Source organism: Pelagibacterium sp. 26DY04 (genome assembly GCF_031202305.1).
Taxonomy (GTDB): domain Bacteria; phylum Pseudomonadota; class Alphaproteobacteria; order Rhizobiales; family Devosiaceae; genus Pelagibacterium.
The window spans coordinates 3,504,517-3,520,474 of record NZ_CP101731.1 but is presented as its reverse complement, the minus strand read 5'-3'; the positions used below and the strand labels follow the sequence as shown (position 1 = coordinate 3,520,474).

The 15,958-nt window shown below is 63.8% G+C and carries 14 protein-coding genes and 1 tRNA gene; 8 read left to right on the top strand and 7 right to left on the bottom strand.

Going from position 1 to position 15,958, the window contains the following annotated elements:
• Positions 1-338 precede the first annotated feature (338 nt).
• Complete coding sequence (gene lysA / locus NO932_RS17515) at positions 339-1,619, top strand: diaminopimelate decarboxylase (RefSeq protein ID WP_309208678.1); 1,281 nt, start codon at positions 339-341, stop codon at positions 1,617-1,619.
• Between the two features lie 196 nt (positions 1,620-1,815).
• On the opposite strand, the gene NO932_RS17510 is transcribed toward lysA, so the two are convergent.
• The 3 genes from NO932_RS17510 to NO932_RS17500 all read right to left on the bottom strand — a co-directional run bounded on the left by NO932_RS17510 (position 1,816) and on the right by NO932_RS17500 (position 4,181).
• Entirely contained in the window at positions 1,816-2,742 is a 927-nt protein-coding gene (locus NO932_RS17510; protein WP_309208677.1) for a septation protein IspZ, read from the bottom strand.
• 204 nt (positions 2,743-2,946) lie between these two features.
• On the bottom strand, positions 2,947-3,351 hold the full coding sequence (locus NO932_RS17505; protein ID WP_309208676.1) for a response regulator: 405 nt from the start codon (positions 3,349-3,351) through the stop codon (positions 2,947-2,949).
• A 14-nt stretch (positions 3,352-3,365) separates the two neighbouring features.
• Positions 3,366-4,181 (bottom strand): MJ0042-type zinc finger domain-containing protein, encoded by an 816-nt coding sequence (locus NO932_RS17500; protein WP_309208675.1) that lies wholly within the window; start codon positions 4,179-4,181, stop codon positions 3,366-3,368.
• Positions 4,182-4,421: 240 nt separating this feature from the next.
• On the opposite strand from NO932_RS17500, the gene ftsE reads away from it, so the two are divergent.
• The 7 genes from ftsE (at position 4,422) to dld (ending at position 11,097) form a co-directional block, all read left to right on the top strand.
• Positions 4,422-5,081, top strand: coding sequence for a cell division ATP-binding protein FtsE (ftsE, locus tag NO932_RS17495; RefSeq protein ID WP_309159838.1), 660 nt, complete (start codon positions 4,422-4,424; stop codon positions 5,079-5,081).
• On the top strand, positions 5,074-5,994 hold the full coding sequence (locus NO932_RS17490; RefSeq protein ID WP_309208674.1) for an ABC transporter permease: 921 nt from the start codon (positions 5,074-5,076) through the stop codon (positions 5,992-5,994). Before ftsE ends, NO932_RS17490 begins: the two co-directional genes overlap by 8 nt.
• A gap of 152 nt (positions 5,995-6,146) precedes the next feature.
• Positions 6,147-6,956 (top strand): lysophospholipid acyltransferase family protein, encoded by an 810-nt coding sequence (locus NO932_RS17485; protein WP_309208673.1) that lies wholly within the window; start codon positions 6,147-6,149, stop codon positions 6,954-6,956.
• Positions 6,957-7,203: 247 nt separating this feature from the next.
• Positions 7,204-7,542 carry a hypothetical protein gene (locus tag NO932_RS17480; RefSeq protein ID WP_309208672.1) on the top strand — a complete coding sequence of 113 codons (339 nt, stop codon included), beginning with the start codon at positions 7,204-7,206 and terminating at the stop codon, positions 7,540-7,542.
• A 316-nt stretch (positions 7,543-7,858) separates the two neighbouring features.
• Entirely contained in the window at positions 7,859-9,055 is a 1,197-nt protein-coding gene (locus NO932_RS17475) for an endonuclease/exonuclease/phosphatase family protein (protein WP_309208671.1), read from the top strand.
• A 109-nt stretch (positions 9,056-9,164) separates the two neighbouring features.
• Positions 9,165-9,241, top strand: a tRNA-Arg gene (locus NO932_RS17470).
• A 173-nt stretch (positions 9,242-9,414) separates the two neighbouring features.
• Complete coding sequence (gene dld / locus NO932_RS17465; protein ID WP_309208670.1) at positions 9,415-11,097, top strand: D-lactate dehydrogenase; 1,683 nt, start codon at positions 9,415-9,417, stop codon at positions 11,095-11,097.
• On the opposite strand, the gene NO932_RS17460 is transcribed toward dld, so the two are convergent.
• From NO932_RS17460 to NO932_RS17445, 4 genes are all read right to left on the bottom strand, one after another.
• Positions 11,098-11,868 carry an SDR family oxidoreductase gene (locus NO932_RS17460; protein ID WP_309208668.1) on the bottom strand — a complete coding sequence of 257 codons (771 nt, stop codon included), beginning with the start codon at positions 11,866-11,868 and terminating at the stop codon, positions 11,098-11,100.
• A 150-nt stretch (positions 11,869-12,018) separates the two neighbouring features.
• Positions 12,019-13,800, bottom strand: coding sequence for an IlvD/Edd family dehydratase (locus NO932_RS17455; protein WP_309208667.1), 1,782 nt, complete (start codon positions 13,798-13,800; stop codon positions 12,019-12,021).
• Positions 13,797-14,720, bottom strand: coding sequence for a DMT family transporter (locus tag NO932_RS17450; RefSeq protein ID WP_309208666.1), 924 nt, complete (start codon positions 14,718-14,720; stop codon positions 13,797-13,799). Before NO932_RS17450 ends, NO932_RS17455 begins: the two co-directional genes overlap by 4 nt.
• Positions 14,717-15,931, bottom strand: coding sequence for a mandelate racemase/muconate lactonizing enzyme family protein (locus NO932_RS17445; protein ID WP_309208665.1), 1,215 nt, complete (start codon positions 15,929-15,931; stop codon positions 14,717-14,719). The genes NO932_RS17450 and NO932_RS17445 overlap by 4 nt, the downstream gene beginning before the upstream one ends.
• Positions 15,932-15,958 lie beyond the last annotated feature (27 nt).

Sequence of the window (15,958 nt, the reverse complement as noted above, 5' to 3'; positions counted from 1 at the left end):
CCTCTCCCACCAGGGGAGAGGGGGGCTCTCTTTGCGTGCCTTGGAATCTGCACTCAAGCGTTTGCGGTAACCCGCCCTTCTCCCCTTGGGGGAGAAGGTGCCCCGAAGGGGCGGATGATGGGGGCGCTGAGGCTGCACACCTACAGTGGTGGACGTGGGGGCGCTGAGCACCCCTCTTCCGACCGCTTCGCGGCCACCTTCTCCCTCAAGGGGAGAAGGGCAGCCCGTGGCGGCATTTCGGCAGGATCTTTGGGGTTGCAAAACAGGCTCGCCTCTCCCGCGAGGGGGGCGCTGAGGTTGCGGTCCACTTCAGTGTTGGCAAATCGAGGCGCGTTCTGATGGTTCATCATTTTCAATATCGCGACGGCGAGATGTTTGCCGAGGATGTGGCGCTGGCTGCGATTGCCGATGAGATCGGGACGCCGTTCTATTGCTATTCCGGGGCGACGTTCCGGCGGCATATCAGGGTGATGGGCGAGGCGTTTGCGGGGCTCGATACGCTGGTCGCCTATGCCATGAAGGCCAATTCCAACCAGGCGATGCTGGCGATCGCCGCGAGCGAAGGGATCGGGGTCGACGTGGTGTCGGGCGGGGAGCTCGAGCGGGCGCTGCGGGCTGGAATTTCGGCGGACAAGATCATCTTTTCGGGCGTTGCCAAGACGCGGGCCGAGATGCGGGCGGGGCTGGACGCGGGGATATTGTGCTTCAATCTCGAATCCGAGCCCGAGCTCGAGCGGCTTAATGCGGTGGCCGGGGAGATGGGGGTGGTGGCGCCGGTGTCGGTGCGGGTCAATCCCGATGTCGATGCCAGGACCCACGCCAAGATTTCGACGGGCAAGAGCGAGAACAAGTTCGGGGTGCCCTATGCGCGGGCCGAGGCGGTTTATGCCCGGATCGCCGAATGCGCCAATCTCAAGGCCGTGGGCGTCGATATGCATATCGGCAGCCAGATCGTCGATCTCGAACCCTTCGATAACGCCTTTGCGCTGATGGCCGAACTGGTGGGGCGGCTGCGGGCGGCGGGGCACGATATCCATCACGTCGATGTCGGCGGGGGGTTGGGCATTCCCTATCGCCACGACGCGCCGGCGCCGCCCGATCCGCTGGCCTATGCGGAAATCGTCAAGGCACGGGTTTCCGAACTGGGCTGCAAGCTGATCATCGAGCCGGGGCGGCTGATCGCGGGCAATGCCGGGGTGCTGGTGACGGGCGTCGAATATGTGAAGCAGACGGAAAAGAAGAGCTTCGTCATCGTCGATGCGGCGATGAACGATCTCATTCGCCCCACGCTTTACGAGGCCCATCACGACGTGCTGCCGCTCCAAGAGGCGGGCGCGGACGCCAAGACCATCCGGGCCGATATCGTGGGGCCGGTGTGCGAGAGCGGGGACTATCTGGCGCTCGATCGGCAGATCGCCAATGTCGCCGAGGGCGACCGGCTGGTGATCATGACGGCGGGGGCGTACGGGGCCGTGATGAGCGGAACCTACAACACGCGGCCGCTGATCGCCGAGGTTCTGGTGGAAGGCGGGCGCTGGCACGCTGTGCGGCCGCGCCAGAGCGTGGACGCGCTGATCGGGATGGATAGCGTGCCGGAGTGGCTGGGGGAAGAAGGTTAGGCCTGGCAGCGATCCGGCACTCGTGCTGCGCGCGGGCAGCGTTGCGGCGTATGCTCAAGCGCTGAGTGTACTGGATCCCGGCTCAAGGCCGGGATGACGGCGTTGGTGGGGTGGTGGTGGTGTAATTCCAATAGGTCGGAGTTGAAGCCAGGCTTCCCGCAGCCGGACAGCGAACGCCAGCTTGCTCCGCTCTATATCAAGACTGGTTCTGGTCGCCCCCCTCGGAGCTGCCTCTCCCATAGGACAAAAAGATCACGATCCAGACGCCGATGATCACCAGGGGGATGTCGAGGAAGGTGGTGTAGATGAGCCAGAACTGTTGGCTGGCCAGCAGCACGACGACGACGTTGAGCACGGCCAGGATGATGGAAACAACGGCCATGCCCGTGGCGAGGCGTTTCAGGTCGATGCCGGAAAAAGGGATGTAGCGGGCCATGCCACGGCCCAGCCAATTGCCGCGATTAAAGAGCGCGTCGGCGCCAAAGAGCAGCCCGGTGAAACTGCCGATGATGCTGGTGCGCAACTGCACCAGGATGCCATCGTCGAAGATGAGCGCGAAGATTGCCGAGATGGCCAGCATCACCGTGCCGAACAGGGCAAGCCCGCCCACGATATTGGCTTTGACGAAGCGCTGGACGACCAGGAGGCCGATGCCCAGGATGGCGCCGACCACGGCGGCGGTGGTGAGGTTGGCGAGGGAGCCGACGATAAAAAAGATCAGGCCGAAACCGATATCGATGAGGACCGGGAGGCGGTTGGCGCGTTGGGCGTCTTCATCGACCTGCATGGTGGCCATGCGCGCCGCCGAGGCGGGGAAGGCGATCGTTTTGCCAGGGTGGCTTTCGTGGACCGTTTCGCCATCGATGCGGGCGAGGATGCCGGCGCTGGTCCAGCCCACATAACCGGCTTCGACCTCGAGCGTACGGCCATCGGCGAGGGCGGCCTTGAGGGTGTGATTGCGGATGGCCGCCTGGCCCGAGGAGGGCGTCTCGTCGCTATCGACCTCGACGCCATCGACGAGAAGGCGGCTGACCATGCGGCGCGAGGTGATGCGGATTGTCGCTTCGGCCTGCTGGCTGCCGATCGTGAAGCGGTGGCGGTAGCTGCCGAAGGGGATTTCCATGCGGCGGTGTCCTCGATTGAACGGACCCTAGGGCATTCTCGATCGGCGCTGTTGCTGGATTCCGGGAAGACGTCCCGGAATGACAAGCTTCGACGTTGTACAAAGACTATCTACACGGCTGCGTTTGGTACGTCCAAAGCAATGGCGACACTGCCCACCGAACCGCAAAACCGTTCCATCCGCGGCCAAGCCGGGGACATGTCTCTAGAGCGCCGAGCGGGCCAGGGGGATGATTTCGGCGGGTTTGCCGGCCAGGGCGTCGGAGACTTTTTCGGTCAGTTGCGCCAGGGAAAAGGGCTTGCCCAGGACGTCGTAGATCAGGGCATCGAGCCCATGGGCGCGCTCGCGCTGGTCGGCAAAGCCGGTCATCAGAAGGATGGTGAGATCGGGAAACTGCGCGCGCACCGCCAAAGCCAGGGCGATCCCGTCCATCACCGGCATCTTGATGTCGGAGACCAGAAGATCGAAACGGCCATCCTCATCGGTCGCGATTTCCAGCGCCAGCCCGCCATCGGAGGCTTCGAGGACCTCGTGACCGGACATCTGCAGAGCGCGGACGACGAATGCGCGGACATTATCGTCATCTTCGGCCACCAATATGCGTGCCATGGCTGTTTCGCCTTCTATCGTCTCGTGCCCGTATCGGCGCCGTTGCGGCCCTCAACAAAGCTCAGTCTAATATCGGTTACGCCCTGGGGCGGCGCAGTCAATTGCGTGTCGATCGCCAGGACATCGCCGGGCAGGATGTTGCGGGCCGCCGGCGTCACCGTCCATTCGTAGATCACCCTGCCGGCCTCGTCCAAAAGGCTCACGAGGACCGACGGCACGTAAGCTAATTGATTCGTTATGTTGGAAATCTTAGCGTTGACGATGATGACGCTGGTTCCGTCGCGGGTGGTTCGCAAAGTGTTAATGTCGGTAAAGTCGAGCCCGACCACATTTGTTCCAAGTCCCACAAGACGATAGAGGCCATCGAGCTGGGGGAAGGCGGCGACGATTTCGGTGCGCGCCAGGACCGCCAGGGCGAGGATGGCAACGAGCGTTACGGCGACCGCGACGCGGAAGGCGCGGCGGAAGCGGGCGATGGGGAGCTTGGCCAACATGCCGTTGCGGCGCCGGGCCAGCGCTTCGATGCGGGCGCGGTTGCCGGCGCGATCGACAGAGGCGGGTTCGGGATGGGCGGGGGCCAAGGCTGTCGGGTTGGCGCTCAGGAGCGCCTCATCGAGCAGATCTTCCTCGTCGGAGAACCCATCCCCATCGGCGCGGAACGCCAGCTCGTCGCGCGAGGGTTCGAGATCGGGCGCCGAGGGCGTTGGAAAGCTCGCTGTGGCATACCAGAGTTCGGCGCAGGCGGCGCACTGCACCTGCCGGCCGGCCGCCGAGAGCGCGTCGGACGCCACCTTGTAGCGCGTATGGCAATTGGGGCAGGTGATGATCACGTGCTGGCCGGGCCCGCATATTGGTCTGGTCGCGCAGACCGTATGGCGGGGTGGGTTAAAACTCCTCAAACATCGATCCCGATCCCGCCATGACGCGATGGTGGCCGATCATCACCGGCAGTCATCGCCCCGTTCACACAAACGCCTCAATGATCGGGGCCCTTGCTGTCGCGTTGGGGGGCGCAAAAGTGGTATCCACTTTTGCTGGAAACGCTTTGTTGATTCGCGGAGACGAGCGGTTTGATCGCTTTCGAAAATGTGGGGCTCAGATATGGCCACGGTCCGGAAATTTTGAAGGACCTGACCTTTTCGATCTCGCCGGGCTCCTTTCACTTTCTGACCGGGCCCTCGGGATCGGGCAAGACCTCGCTTTTGCGGCTGTTGCTGCTCTCGCTCAAGCCCACGCGCGGATCGGTTTCGATGTTCGGCGAGGACGTCACCGCGCTCGACCGGGACCGGCTTTTGCAGATGCGGCGCCATATCGGCATCGTGTTCCAGGAGTTCAGGTTGCTCGATCACCTGACGACCTTCGAGAATGTGGCGCTGCCCCTGCGCGTGCGCGGGCAGACCGAGGCGAGCTATCGCGGAAATGTCGAGGAACTGCTCGACTGGGTGGGGTTGGGCGACCGGATGGATGCCCACCCGGCGGTGCTCTCGGGCGGGGAAAAACAACGCGCGGCGATCGCGCGGGCGGTGATCGGCAATCCCGACATCCTTCTGGCGGACGAGCCGACGGGCAATGTGGATCCCGAGCTTTCCGAGCGGCTGCTGCATCTGTTCGAGCAGCTCAACAAGATGGGGACGACGATCATCCTCGCCACCCACGAGGTGAACCTGCTCGACAAGTTCGACTATCCGCGCATGCTCTTGAACGACGGGGAGCTGACCATCCATGAGTGAGGGGCTCAAGCTCCGCTTTCCGCGGCCCAACCCCATCGTGCCGGCGCAATCGGTGGCCGGGCGCACGCTGATGCTTCTGATCGGCATCATGACGTTTCTATCCTGCGTCACCTTCGGGGGCGTGCTGCTGGTGCAGAAATCGGCAATGGGCTGGTCGGCCGAGGTGGGGCGCGAGCTGACCATCCAGATCCGCCCGCTCGACGGGGAAGTGATCGAATCCAACCTGCGGCTGGCCGTATCGCTGTCAGAAGCGGTGCCGGGGGTGGCGAGCGCGCGGGTGCTTTCGATCGAGGAAAGCGAAGCGCTGCTCGAACCCTGGCTGGGGCCGGGGCTGGACCTTTCCGACCTTTCGGTGCCCCGGCTGGTGATCGTGCAGCTTTCCGACCCCAATGCCGCCGATATCGCGCGGCTCGAAAGCGAGATCTCCGCAATCCCCGGCGCGACGCTGGAAACCCACGCCGCCTGGCGGGTGCAGCTCAACACCATGGCGGGAACCATCGTGGTTTCGGGCATTCTGGTGCTGGCGCTCATCCTTGTGGCGACCGCGCTCGCCATCGTGTTCGCGACGCGCGGGACGATGTCGACCAACCGGGAAATCGTCGACGTGCTCCATTTCATCGGCGCCTCGAACCGGTTCATCGCCGGAGAATTCCAGGGGCGGTTCCTGCTGTTGGGGCTCAAGGGCGGGATCGCCGGCGGGCTGGCGGCGATCGTCTTCTTCATCATCGCCGGCATGGCGATGAGCACCGTCGTGCCCGAGCAATCGAGCGCGCAACTGGGAATCCTCTTCGGCCAGTTCGCGCTCGGGATCTCGGGAATACTGGGGATCGTGGGCGTAGTTCTGGTGATCGCCGGGCTCACCGCCATCACCTCGCGGTTGACGGTGAGGCGCTTCCTCTCGCAAATATCCTAGCGCATTGATTTTCAGGTGATGGCGGGCTGCAAATGGCGATCCGCCGCGCTTCCGGTGCTCACGTACTTTTTTGTACGCTCCGCTCCGGTTCCAGCGGATCACCATTTTCGCCGCGCCCTGACCTGAAACTCAAAACGCTAGAAGATGAACCAATGATCCTCCAGGCCATCCGCTCGCTGGTGTTCTATCTGGTGTTCTTCGTCCACACGATCCCGCTGGCGATCGTTGTGGGGCTGATGGCGAAATTGACGCCCAACCTCAAGCATGCCGGCTGGGGAATCGCGCAATATTGGAACAGCGCGAACCTTTTCTTCCTGCGCTGGATCGTCGGCATCCGCACCGAAGTGTCGGGAGCGGAAAACATTCCCGAAGGCGGGGCGATCATCGGTTCGAAGCACCAGTCGGACTGGGATATCTTTGCCATCCTGCCCTATGTGGGCCATCCCGCCTTCATCGCGAAAAAGGAATTGCTCGACATTCCGCTCTTTGGCTGGGCGGCCAAGTGGATCGACACGATCCCTGTGGACCGCAAGCGGGGCAAGGACGCGCTGCCGGCCATGATGGAGCATGCGCGCGGCGCGCTGGAGCGCGGCTGCCGGGTGATCATCTTCCCCGAAGGCACGCGGCGCGCGCCGCTCGATGAGCCGGCCTATCGCAGCGGAATCGTGCGGATGTATCTGGCGCTCGGCGTGCCGGTGGTGCCCGTGGCGCTCACCTCGGGACTCTATTGGGGGCGCAACAGCCTGATCCTCTGGCCCGGCACGGCGCGGGCGAAATTTCTCGAGCCCATCATGCCGGGGCTTTCGGGGGACGAATTCCTCAAGACGCTGATCGCGCGCATCGAAACCGAGACCGACCGCATGGTGCTCCAAGACGCGCGCAAGGGGCTGGCGCGGCCGATTTCGCCCCGGCTGCGCGAGCGGCTCGACGCGCTGGAAGCCGAGATCGGCGGCGGCCTCTGATCTGCCCGGATTGGTGCGGCAGATACGATAGATAGTGCCGCGACCACCCTTGTGGCACAATATATTGACAAGCGCTGCCGGTGGTGAGACAAATATCGCATGCAGCCGGTTGACAATGGCTGCATTTTTGTTCTAATTTTGTTCTTATCCGAACCGCGGGCCGGACGGAGGATTGAACAAGCCGGGCACGGTGGGACGGGCCCTGCTTGGGACAAAGACAATTGCGGGCCGTTTTGCGAGGGTGGCCATGATTTCGATTGCGAATACTGCGGATAGGGAAAAAGCCGAGCCGGCCGTTCTGTTGTGGACGGGCCGTTCGGGGCGCCGCTACCCCATGACGCTGGTGGGCGAGGCGGGCGCGCCGATGGCGGCCGAACGGCTTTATGCGCTCGAGGATAATGGCGTGATCGGCTGGGCCGGAACCGCCGAGGACCTGATCGTCGACCATCATTCGCGCGAGAAGTTTCGCAAGCTGAGCGGGTTGGGCGCGCGGCTGTTCTCGCTCGCAGCGCCGCGCGATCCCCTGGCGATGATGACGCTGGTGTGGGACCTCGAAGGCAGCAGGCGGTTCGCCGACGCGGCGTGAGAGAGGCGGGCCTGAGGGGTCGGCGGGCGGTGAGGTTGAGGGACCGGTCCGACGGTGCTGTTTGAAAGGAGGTAGAGGCGGCTCGGCGGGTTTCGAGCACGGAAGGGATTGCGACAGGCGCTTGGGCGGCGGTTGCAGGTTCTTGTCTTTGCGGGGGAGGATGCGGTTGCCGATGGCGGTGGTTTGGGGTGCTGTGACGGCGGGGCCGAAACGGAATGCTGCGGATCGAGCTGTCATATATCCGTCTTTAAAACCCACCAGTGTTGCGGTTCCGAGGTCCGGCGGGGCCTTGAGAAAATCCGGGGAGGCGAAGACCATGATGCGATTGTTCACCTGTTCCATCCTCGCGCTCCTGGCGGGCGCCGCTCCGCTGGCTGCTCAGGAGGCGCCCGAGCAAGGATCGATCCGGATCGCAACGTTCAATGCTTCCCTCAATCGCGGCGCCGAAGGGCAGCTGGTCGCCGACCTGGGTGATCCCGAGGCGACGCAGCCGGCGCGGGTGGCCGAGATCATCCAGCGGGTCAATCCCGACGTTATCCTCATCAACGAGTTCGACTATGTCGAGGATGGGGAGGCGGTGTCGCTGTTCGTCGAAAATTTTCTGAGCCAGGGACAGAACGGGGCGGAGGCCTGGGTGCCGGTCGCGACCTTTGCGGCGCCGGTCAATACCGGTGTCGCCTCCGGGCTCGATCTCAACGCCGACGGGGAAGTCGGCGGGGCCGACGATGCCTTCGGGTTCGGCATGTTTCCCGGCCAATACGGCATGGTGATCCTTTCGAAATTCCCCATCATTGAGGACGAGGCGCGCACCTTCCAGAATTTCCTCTGGCGCGACATGCCCGAGGCGCGGCTGCCGGTCGATCCTGAGACCGGCGAGTCTTTTTATAGCGACGAGATTCTCGAGGTCTTCCGGCTCTCGTCCAAGAGCCATTGGGACGTGCCCGTGGATATCGAGGAGCAGACCATCCACCTGCTGGCAAGTCATCCCACGCCGCCCGTTTTCGACGGGCCCGAGGACCGTAACGGCACGCGCAATGCCGACGAGGTGCGGTTCTGGATCGATTATGTGAATGGCGAAGGCTACATGACCGACGATGCCGGGGCCGAGGGCGGCCTGGCCGCAGATGCGTCCTTCGTGATCGTGGGCGATCTCAACCTCGACCAAAACGATGGCGACGGCATTCGCGAGGTGGGAGCCCAACTTCTGGCAACAGAACGCGTGCAGGATCCTGAGCCTAGAAGCGAAGGCGGGCCCGAGGATTCGGAGGCCGATGGCGGCGCCAATCTCGACCATACCGGTGATCCGGCGCTCGACACCGCGGACTTTTTCGACGGCGAGGGCGGATCGGGCAATATGCGCGCCGACTATGTGCTGCCCTCGAGCGACCTGACGGTGACTGGCGCAGGCATCTTCTGGCCCACCACCGATGACGACCTGGCGGCGCTGCTGGGAGAGGGCGATGCGCAAACCTCCGACCACCGGCTGGTCTGGGTCGATATCGCGCTGCAGTAGCGATACCGGCTCCCAGCCAGACCGGCGAGGGAAATCGTAAGCACCCACTCTTTGAGGCGAGCGCGTGCTGTTTTCTTTTACGCTCCGATTTGCTAAGCGGATTGCGCGTGGTCCCGTAGCTCAGCAGGATAGAGCATCAGATTCCTAATCTGAGGGTCACAGGTTCGAATCCTGTCGGGATCACCAGTCATATCGGACATTCAAGTCGGTTTTGGACCTGCTCGCTCGCGGGGTGCGCTACCGGTGTATCCTTCAACGCGGCGAACGGATGTCGATGCTTCTCGCCGTGCTGTCATTGAAACCCGGATGTGGTAGGTCCGATCAGACCCGGTTTGAGGATGAAGCTGGCCCATCGCACCATGAATGATCTTATCGAAGCCTTTCGCTCCATAGTTGGACCCGCCCATGTCCATGTCGGCGAGCGTGCCACGCGGCGGTTCCGCAAGGGGTACCGCTATGGCGATGGGGAGGTTCTAGCGGCGGTACGGCCGGGAACGTTGCTCGAACAATGGCGGGTTCTCAAGGCGTGCGTGGCGGCCGACGTGATCGTCATCTTTCAGGCGGCCAATACGGGACTGACGGGAGGCTCGACGCCATTCGGTGAGGGGTACGACCGTCCCATCGTCATCATCAACACCATGCGGATCGACCGGATCGACCTGATCGATGGCGGGCGGCAGGTCATCGCCCTGCCGGGCGCAACCCTGGACAAGTTGGAAAAGGCATTGCGGCCGATCGGACGCGAACCCCATTCCGTGATCGGGTCGAGTTGTATCGGCGCATCGGTGACCGGCGGGGTGTGCAACAATTCGGGCGGCTCGCTGATCCGGCGCGGACCGGCCTATACCCAGTTCGCCATCTTCGCACAGATCGACGCCCGAGGAGACCTGCACCTGGTCAATCATCTCGGGATCGAGCTGGGTGGTGATCCAGAGACGATCCTGGCGCGGCTCGACGGCAGGGATTATTCGGAGGCCGATATCTCGTACGCCACCAATCAATGGGCGTCGGATCGGGAATATTGCGAACATGTGCGGGACATATCCGCGCCCACGCCAGCCCGGTTCAACGCCGATCCCAGGCGGCATTACGAGGCGTCGGGCTCGGCGGGACGGATCGGGGTGTTTGCGGTAAGGCTCGACACGTTCGAAGCCGACAAGGACGTGACGGTCTTTTATATCGGCGCCAACGATCCCGACGATCTGGCACAGATTCGCTGCGATATTCTCTCGGGTTTCGAAAACCTTCCGATCGCGGGCGAATATATTCACCGCGACGCCTATGAGACGGCACAGGTCTATGGAAAGGACCTCTACCTTTTCATCAAGGCGTTCGGAACCGACAATGTGTTCAGGGCCTTCGCGGCCAAAAGCTGGTTCGACGGCATCACCGAAAAGCTGGGCCTGGGGTCGGCGGTTTCCGACCATCTGCTGACCTTTCTGGCCCGCCTTCTGCCCGAACACCTACCCAGGCGGATGAACGAATACCGCGACCGGTTTACCCACCATCTCCTGCTCAAGATGGGGGGCGAGGGCGTCGCAGAAGCGCGCAACTATCTCCAAAACCGAACGCCGAAGGGGGAGTTCGGGTTTTTCGAATGTACCAAGGAGGAAGGGGAGGCGGCTTTCCTGCAGCGCTTTGCGGTGGGCGGATCGGTGGTCCGCTACCGCGCCACGCATAAACGAACCGTCGAGGACATCCTGGCGCTCGATGTGGCGCTGCCGCGCAACATGACCGCTTGGTTCGAAACGTTGCCCTTATCGATCGCCGGCCAAATCGAGCGCACCATTTATTGCGGGCACTTCTTCTGCCACGTGCTGCATCAGGAATACCTGGTCAAAAAGGGTGTGGACTGCCATGCGCTCGAACAGGAGATGTTGGCGGTTCTCGACCGGCGCGGGGCACAATACCCGGCCGAGCACAATGTGGGGCACCTCTATCGTGCGCAGCCCCAGCTCGAGGCCTTCTATCGCGAGCTCGATCCCACCAACAGCTTCAATCCCGGGATCGGCAAGACTTCCCGCAAGAAGATGTGGGCGTAGCTAGACCGTTACCGTGAGCCCGCCGTCGACATAGAGAGTGTGGCCGTTGACGAAGCTGGCGGCGTCGGAGGCCAGGAAGACGGCGGCGCCTTTGAGCTCGTCGAGATCGCCCCAGCGGCCGGCGGGGGTGCGGGTTTCAAGCCAGGCGGAGAAGGTTTTGTCCTCGATCAGGGCCTTGTTGAGCGGCGTCTTGAAATAGCCCGGCGCGATGGCGTTGACCTGCAGGCCCTTCTTCGCCCAGTCGGCGGCCATGCCGCGCGTCAGGTTGCGGATGGCACCCTTTGTCGCGGTGTAGGGAGTGACGCCGGGGCGAGCGAGTTCGGACATGGCCGAAGCGATGTTGATGATGCGTCCGCGGCCGCGCCCGATCATGAAGCGGGCGACCGGCTGGGTCACATAAAAGACCGAGGAGATGTTGGTCCTAAGAAGATCGTCCCATTTGTCTTGCGGAAAATCCTCCAGCGGGCCGCGATGCTGCATGCCGGCGTTGTTGATCAGAATATCGATGGGACCGATCCCGCTTTCGATTGCACTTATCGCGGCCTCGGCTGCGGACGGATCGGTGACGTCGAACGGCAGGGCGTGGGCGGTGTGCCCCGCCGGGCGCAGGCGGTCGGCGGCTGCCTCGACCTTGTCCCGGTCGCGGCCATTGAGAACCACGCTCGCGCCGTGTTCGGCCAGCCCCTGGGCGAGAGCAAAGCCGATGCCCCGCGACGAGCCGGTGACGAGAGCGAGTTTGCCGGTGAGATCGAAAAGGGTGGGCATGTTCAATGCTTTCGCGTCTGGAAGGCCTTACCCCTCGCTTCGGTCCGGACCTTCACGCCAGGGGAAGTGAGGAAGGGCGGCGTGGATTGCCGTTTCGGCCCCTCACCCCGACCCTCCCCCGCAGGGAGAGGGAGAAAAGGGGGCGGAGTGGGGACCTTAGTGATTATCGCGCGGCACGCCTTTGGACTGGGCGATGCGCTGGTAGTTGACGGCGGGTTTGAGGACGGCGCCATTGCCGAGTTGATCGACCATGGAGCGCTGGATTTCCTGCCAGGGGGTCTGATGGTCGGGATAGGGGTAGCCGCCCCTGGCTTCAAGCTCGACGCGGCGGCGGGCGAGTTCGTCCTCATCGATGAGCATGTTGGCCGTGCCGGCCCTGAGGTCGATGCGGACGCGGTCGCCGGTGCGCAGCAGGGCCAATCCCCCGCCGGCGGCGGCTTCGGGAGAGGCGTTGAGGATCGAGGGCGAGCCCGAGGTGCCCGACTGCCTTCCGTCGCCGATGCAGGGCAGGGAATGGATGCCCTCTTTCATGAGATAGGCGGGCGGGCGCATGTTGACCACTTCGGCGGCGCCCGGATAGCCGATGGGACCGGCGCCGCGCATGAAAAGCAGGGTGTGTTCATCGATCCCGAGCGCGGGGTCGTCGATGCGCTCGTGATAATCCTCGGGGCCATCGAAGACCACCGCCCGGCCCTCGAAGGCTTCGGGATCGTCGGGGTTCGAGAGATAGCGCTCCCGGAATTCGGGGGAGATCACCGAGGTCTTCATGATGGCGTTATCGAAAAGGTTGCCCTTGAGCACGATAAAGCCTGCGTCCGGCGTGAGCGGGGCGTCGAAGGGGCGGATGACGTCGGGGTCGAGGATCGGGGTGGCGCGGCAGTTCTCGCCGATGGTCTTTCCGTTGACCGTGGGGGCGTTCTCCAGGATCAGGCCGTTTTTCATCAATTCGTTGACGACCGCGGGCACGCCGCCGGCGCGGTGGAAATCCTCGCCCAGATAGGTGCCGGCGGGCTGGAGGTTGACAAGCAGGGGGATATGGTGGCCGTGGGTCTGCCAATCTTCGATGCCGAGTTCGACGCCTATATGGCGCGCGATGGCGTTGATGTGGACCGGCGCGTTGGTCGAGCCGCCGATGGCCGAGTTGACGGCGATGGCGTTCAAAAAGTTGTCTCGGGTGAGGATGTCGGAGGGCTTGAGATCCTCGTGAACCATCTCGACGATGCGCTTGCCGGTGCGCCAGGCGATTGCGGCGCGGTCCCTGTGCGGGGCGGGGATGGCCGCCGAGCCGGGGAGCTGCATGCCCAGGGCTTCGGCCAGCGAGTTCATGGTGGTGGCGGTGCCCATGGTGTTGCAATAGCCCACCGATGGGGCCGACGAGGCGACGAGCTCGATGAATTCCTCATAGCCGATCTCGCCGGCGGCCATCATCTCGCGGGCTTTCCAGACGATGGTGCCCGAGCCGGTCCGCTGGCCGTTGTGCCAGCCATTGAGCATGGGTCCCACCGAAAGGGCGATGGCGGGGATATTGACCGTCGCCGCGCCCATGAGCATGGCGGGGGTGGTCTTGTCGCAGCCGATGGTGAGGACGACGCCATCGAGCGGATAGCCATAGAGGACTTCGACCAGGCCGAGATAGGCGAGGTTCCGGTCGAGCCCGGCTGTGGGACGCTTGCCGGTTTCCTGAATGGGGTGGACGGGGAATTCAAACGCGATGCCGCCCGCCTCGCGAATGCCTTCGCGCACGCGCTGAGCCAGAACCATATGGTGGCGGTTGCAGGGGGAGAGGTCCGAGCCGGTCTGGGCGATGCCGATGATCGGCTTGCCGGATTGGAGCTCTTCGCGGGTGATGCCGTAATTCATGTAACGCTCGAGATAGAGCGCTGTCATGTCGGGGTTGTCGGGGTTGTCGAACCAGGCGCGGGAGCGCAGTTTTTTCATGAAATTTCCCCAGATCCGCTAGTGGACAGGGCTGCGGCGCGCCGTGCCCTGGTCTCGCGGAGATAGATGATGAAGCTCGAGGTGATGATGATCGCCGCGCCAATGAGGGTCAGCGGGCGCGGCAGGTCGCCGAAGAAGAGATAGCCAAGGATGATTGCCCAGGGCAGCAGCGTATATTGCAGCGGCGCCACGGCGGCGGCGTCGGCCAGCTTGACGGCCCGGTTGACGCAGATATGGGCCAGCATCGCGACCACGCCGAGCGTGCCCAGGAGCACGAAATCGGGCACGGTGGGGGTGACCCAGCTCTGGGGGGCGAGGACGATGCCGGCGACCAGCGCGCCGGCGATCTGGAAGAAGACCAGCACCGTATCGGGCGTGCCTCGCAGGGTGCGGCCGGTGACGACCATGAGCGCAAAGGCCAGCGTGCCGATGATGGAGACGAGGATGGCGAGCGGGTTGACCTCGCCCGAGGGGGTGAGGGCGACGAGGACACCCACGAACCCCAGCCCGATGGCGGCCCAGCGGATGGGGCCGACCTTTTCCTTGAGCAGGAACGGGGACATGGCGGCCACATAGATCGGGGCGGCGAGCCAATAGGTCATGACATCGGCCAGGGGCAGGAAATAGACCGCCCAGTAAAAGCAGAAGACTTCGGCGGTCGAAAACACCACGCGGGCCAGTTGCAGGCCGGGGCGTTCGACGTTGCGCAGGGCGGAAAGGCCTGCCTTCCACATGAAGGGCAGGAGGATGACAAGCGCCACGACCGAACGCAGCAGGAGAACCTGCCCGACCGAATAGGTGGCGACGAGCCATTTGCCCATGGCATCGTTGAGCGAGAACAGGAACATGGCCAGCAGCATGACCAGGACGCCCATCCGGGCCGGAGACATGGCCGCCATGGAGGGTTTGGCAGCGGTCATGTCGTCTCCCCATCTGCCGTCGAGCGGCGATGGATCGCGTCGGGGCGGTCAAAGACTTCAGGCAGAAGTTCGAGCCCGAGCCCCGGCGCGTCGGAGAGCGAAATCTCGCCGTTCTCGACGGTGGGCAGGGCGGTCACCAGCTCGGTGTACCAGCCGGTATAGAAGGCCCTCACCGATTCCTGGATCATGGCGTTGCGGGCGTGGAGCGAGAACTGGCAGGAGGCCATGAAAACGACCGGGCCGGTGCAGTCGTGCGGGGCGACGGGAATCTGGTGAGCTTCGGCGAGGGCGGCGATCTTGCGCGCTTCGGAAAGCCCACCGCACCAGGAGAGATCGAGCATGGCAACGCCCGCAACGCCGGTCGCGAGATAATCGCGGAAGGCGTGGGGGTAGGCCAGGGTTTCCGAAGCGCAGATCATGGCCTTGGAGTGCGGGGCGTAGGCCTTGAGGGTTTCAAGGCTGTCCATGCGCACCGGATCTTCGTGCCAGAAGGTGTCATAGGGCTCGAGCGCGCGGGCGATGCGCTGGGCGGCGGGCAGGCGCCAAAGCGAATGGAACTCGACCATGATGTCCATTTTGTCGCCCACCGCTTTGCGGATGCGTTCGAAGGGGGCCAGCGCGGTCTTGAGTTCGGCGGCGGAAATATCCAGCCCGTGCGTGCGCTCGGCGGCGATGTCGAAGGGCCAGATCTTCATGCCGGTGATGCCCTGTTTAAGCAGGGAATGAGCGAGGTCGTCGGCGCGGTTGAGGAAGGCGTCGAGGTCCTCGTAAGGGCCGGGCGTGCTTTCCCCGAGCCCCCAATTGGCCACGGCCTGGGCGCGCGCGTCGCGGACGTAGCGATAACCGGCGCAGGTGTTGTAAGTGCGGATCGAATCGCGGGATTTGCCGCCCAGGGCCACCGAAATGGGGACGCCCAGGGTCTTGCCGAAGATATCCCAAAGCGCGATGTCGACGGCGGAGTTGCCACGGGTTTCAACCCCGGCTCCGCGCCAGCCCAGATAGCCGATGAGGTCGCGGTTGATGGCTTCGATCTGCAACGGATCGCGCCCGACGAGTTTGGGGGCGACGGTTTCGTGAATATAGGCTTCGACAGCGGCGGCGCCCATGAAGGTCTCGCCGAGCCCGGTGATGCCCTCGTCGGTTTTGATCAGCACCCAGACGATGTTGGCGAACTCGGCCAACCTTAGCGTTTCGACTGCGGTGATCTTCATGGCGGGGACGTCCGGGGGAAAGAGGGC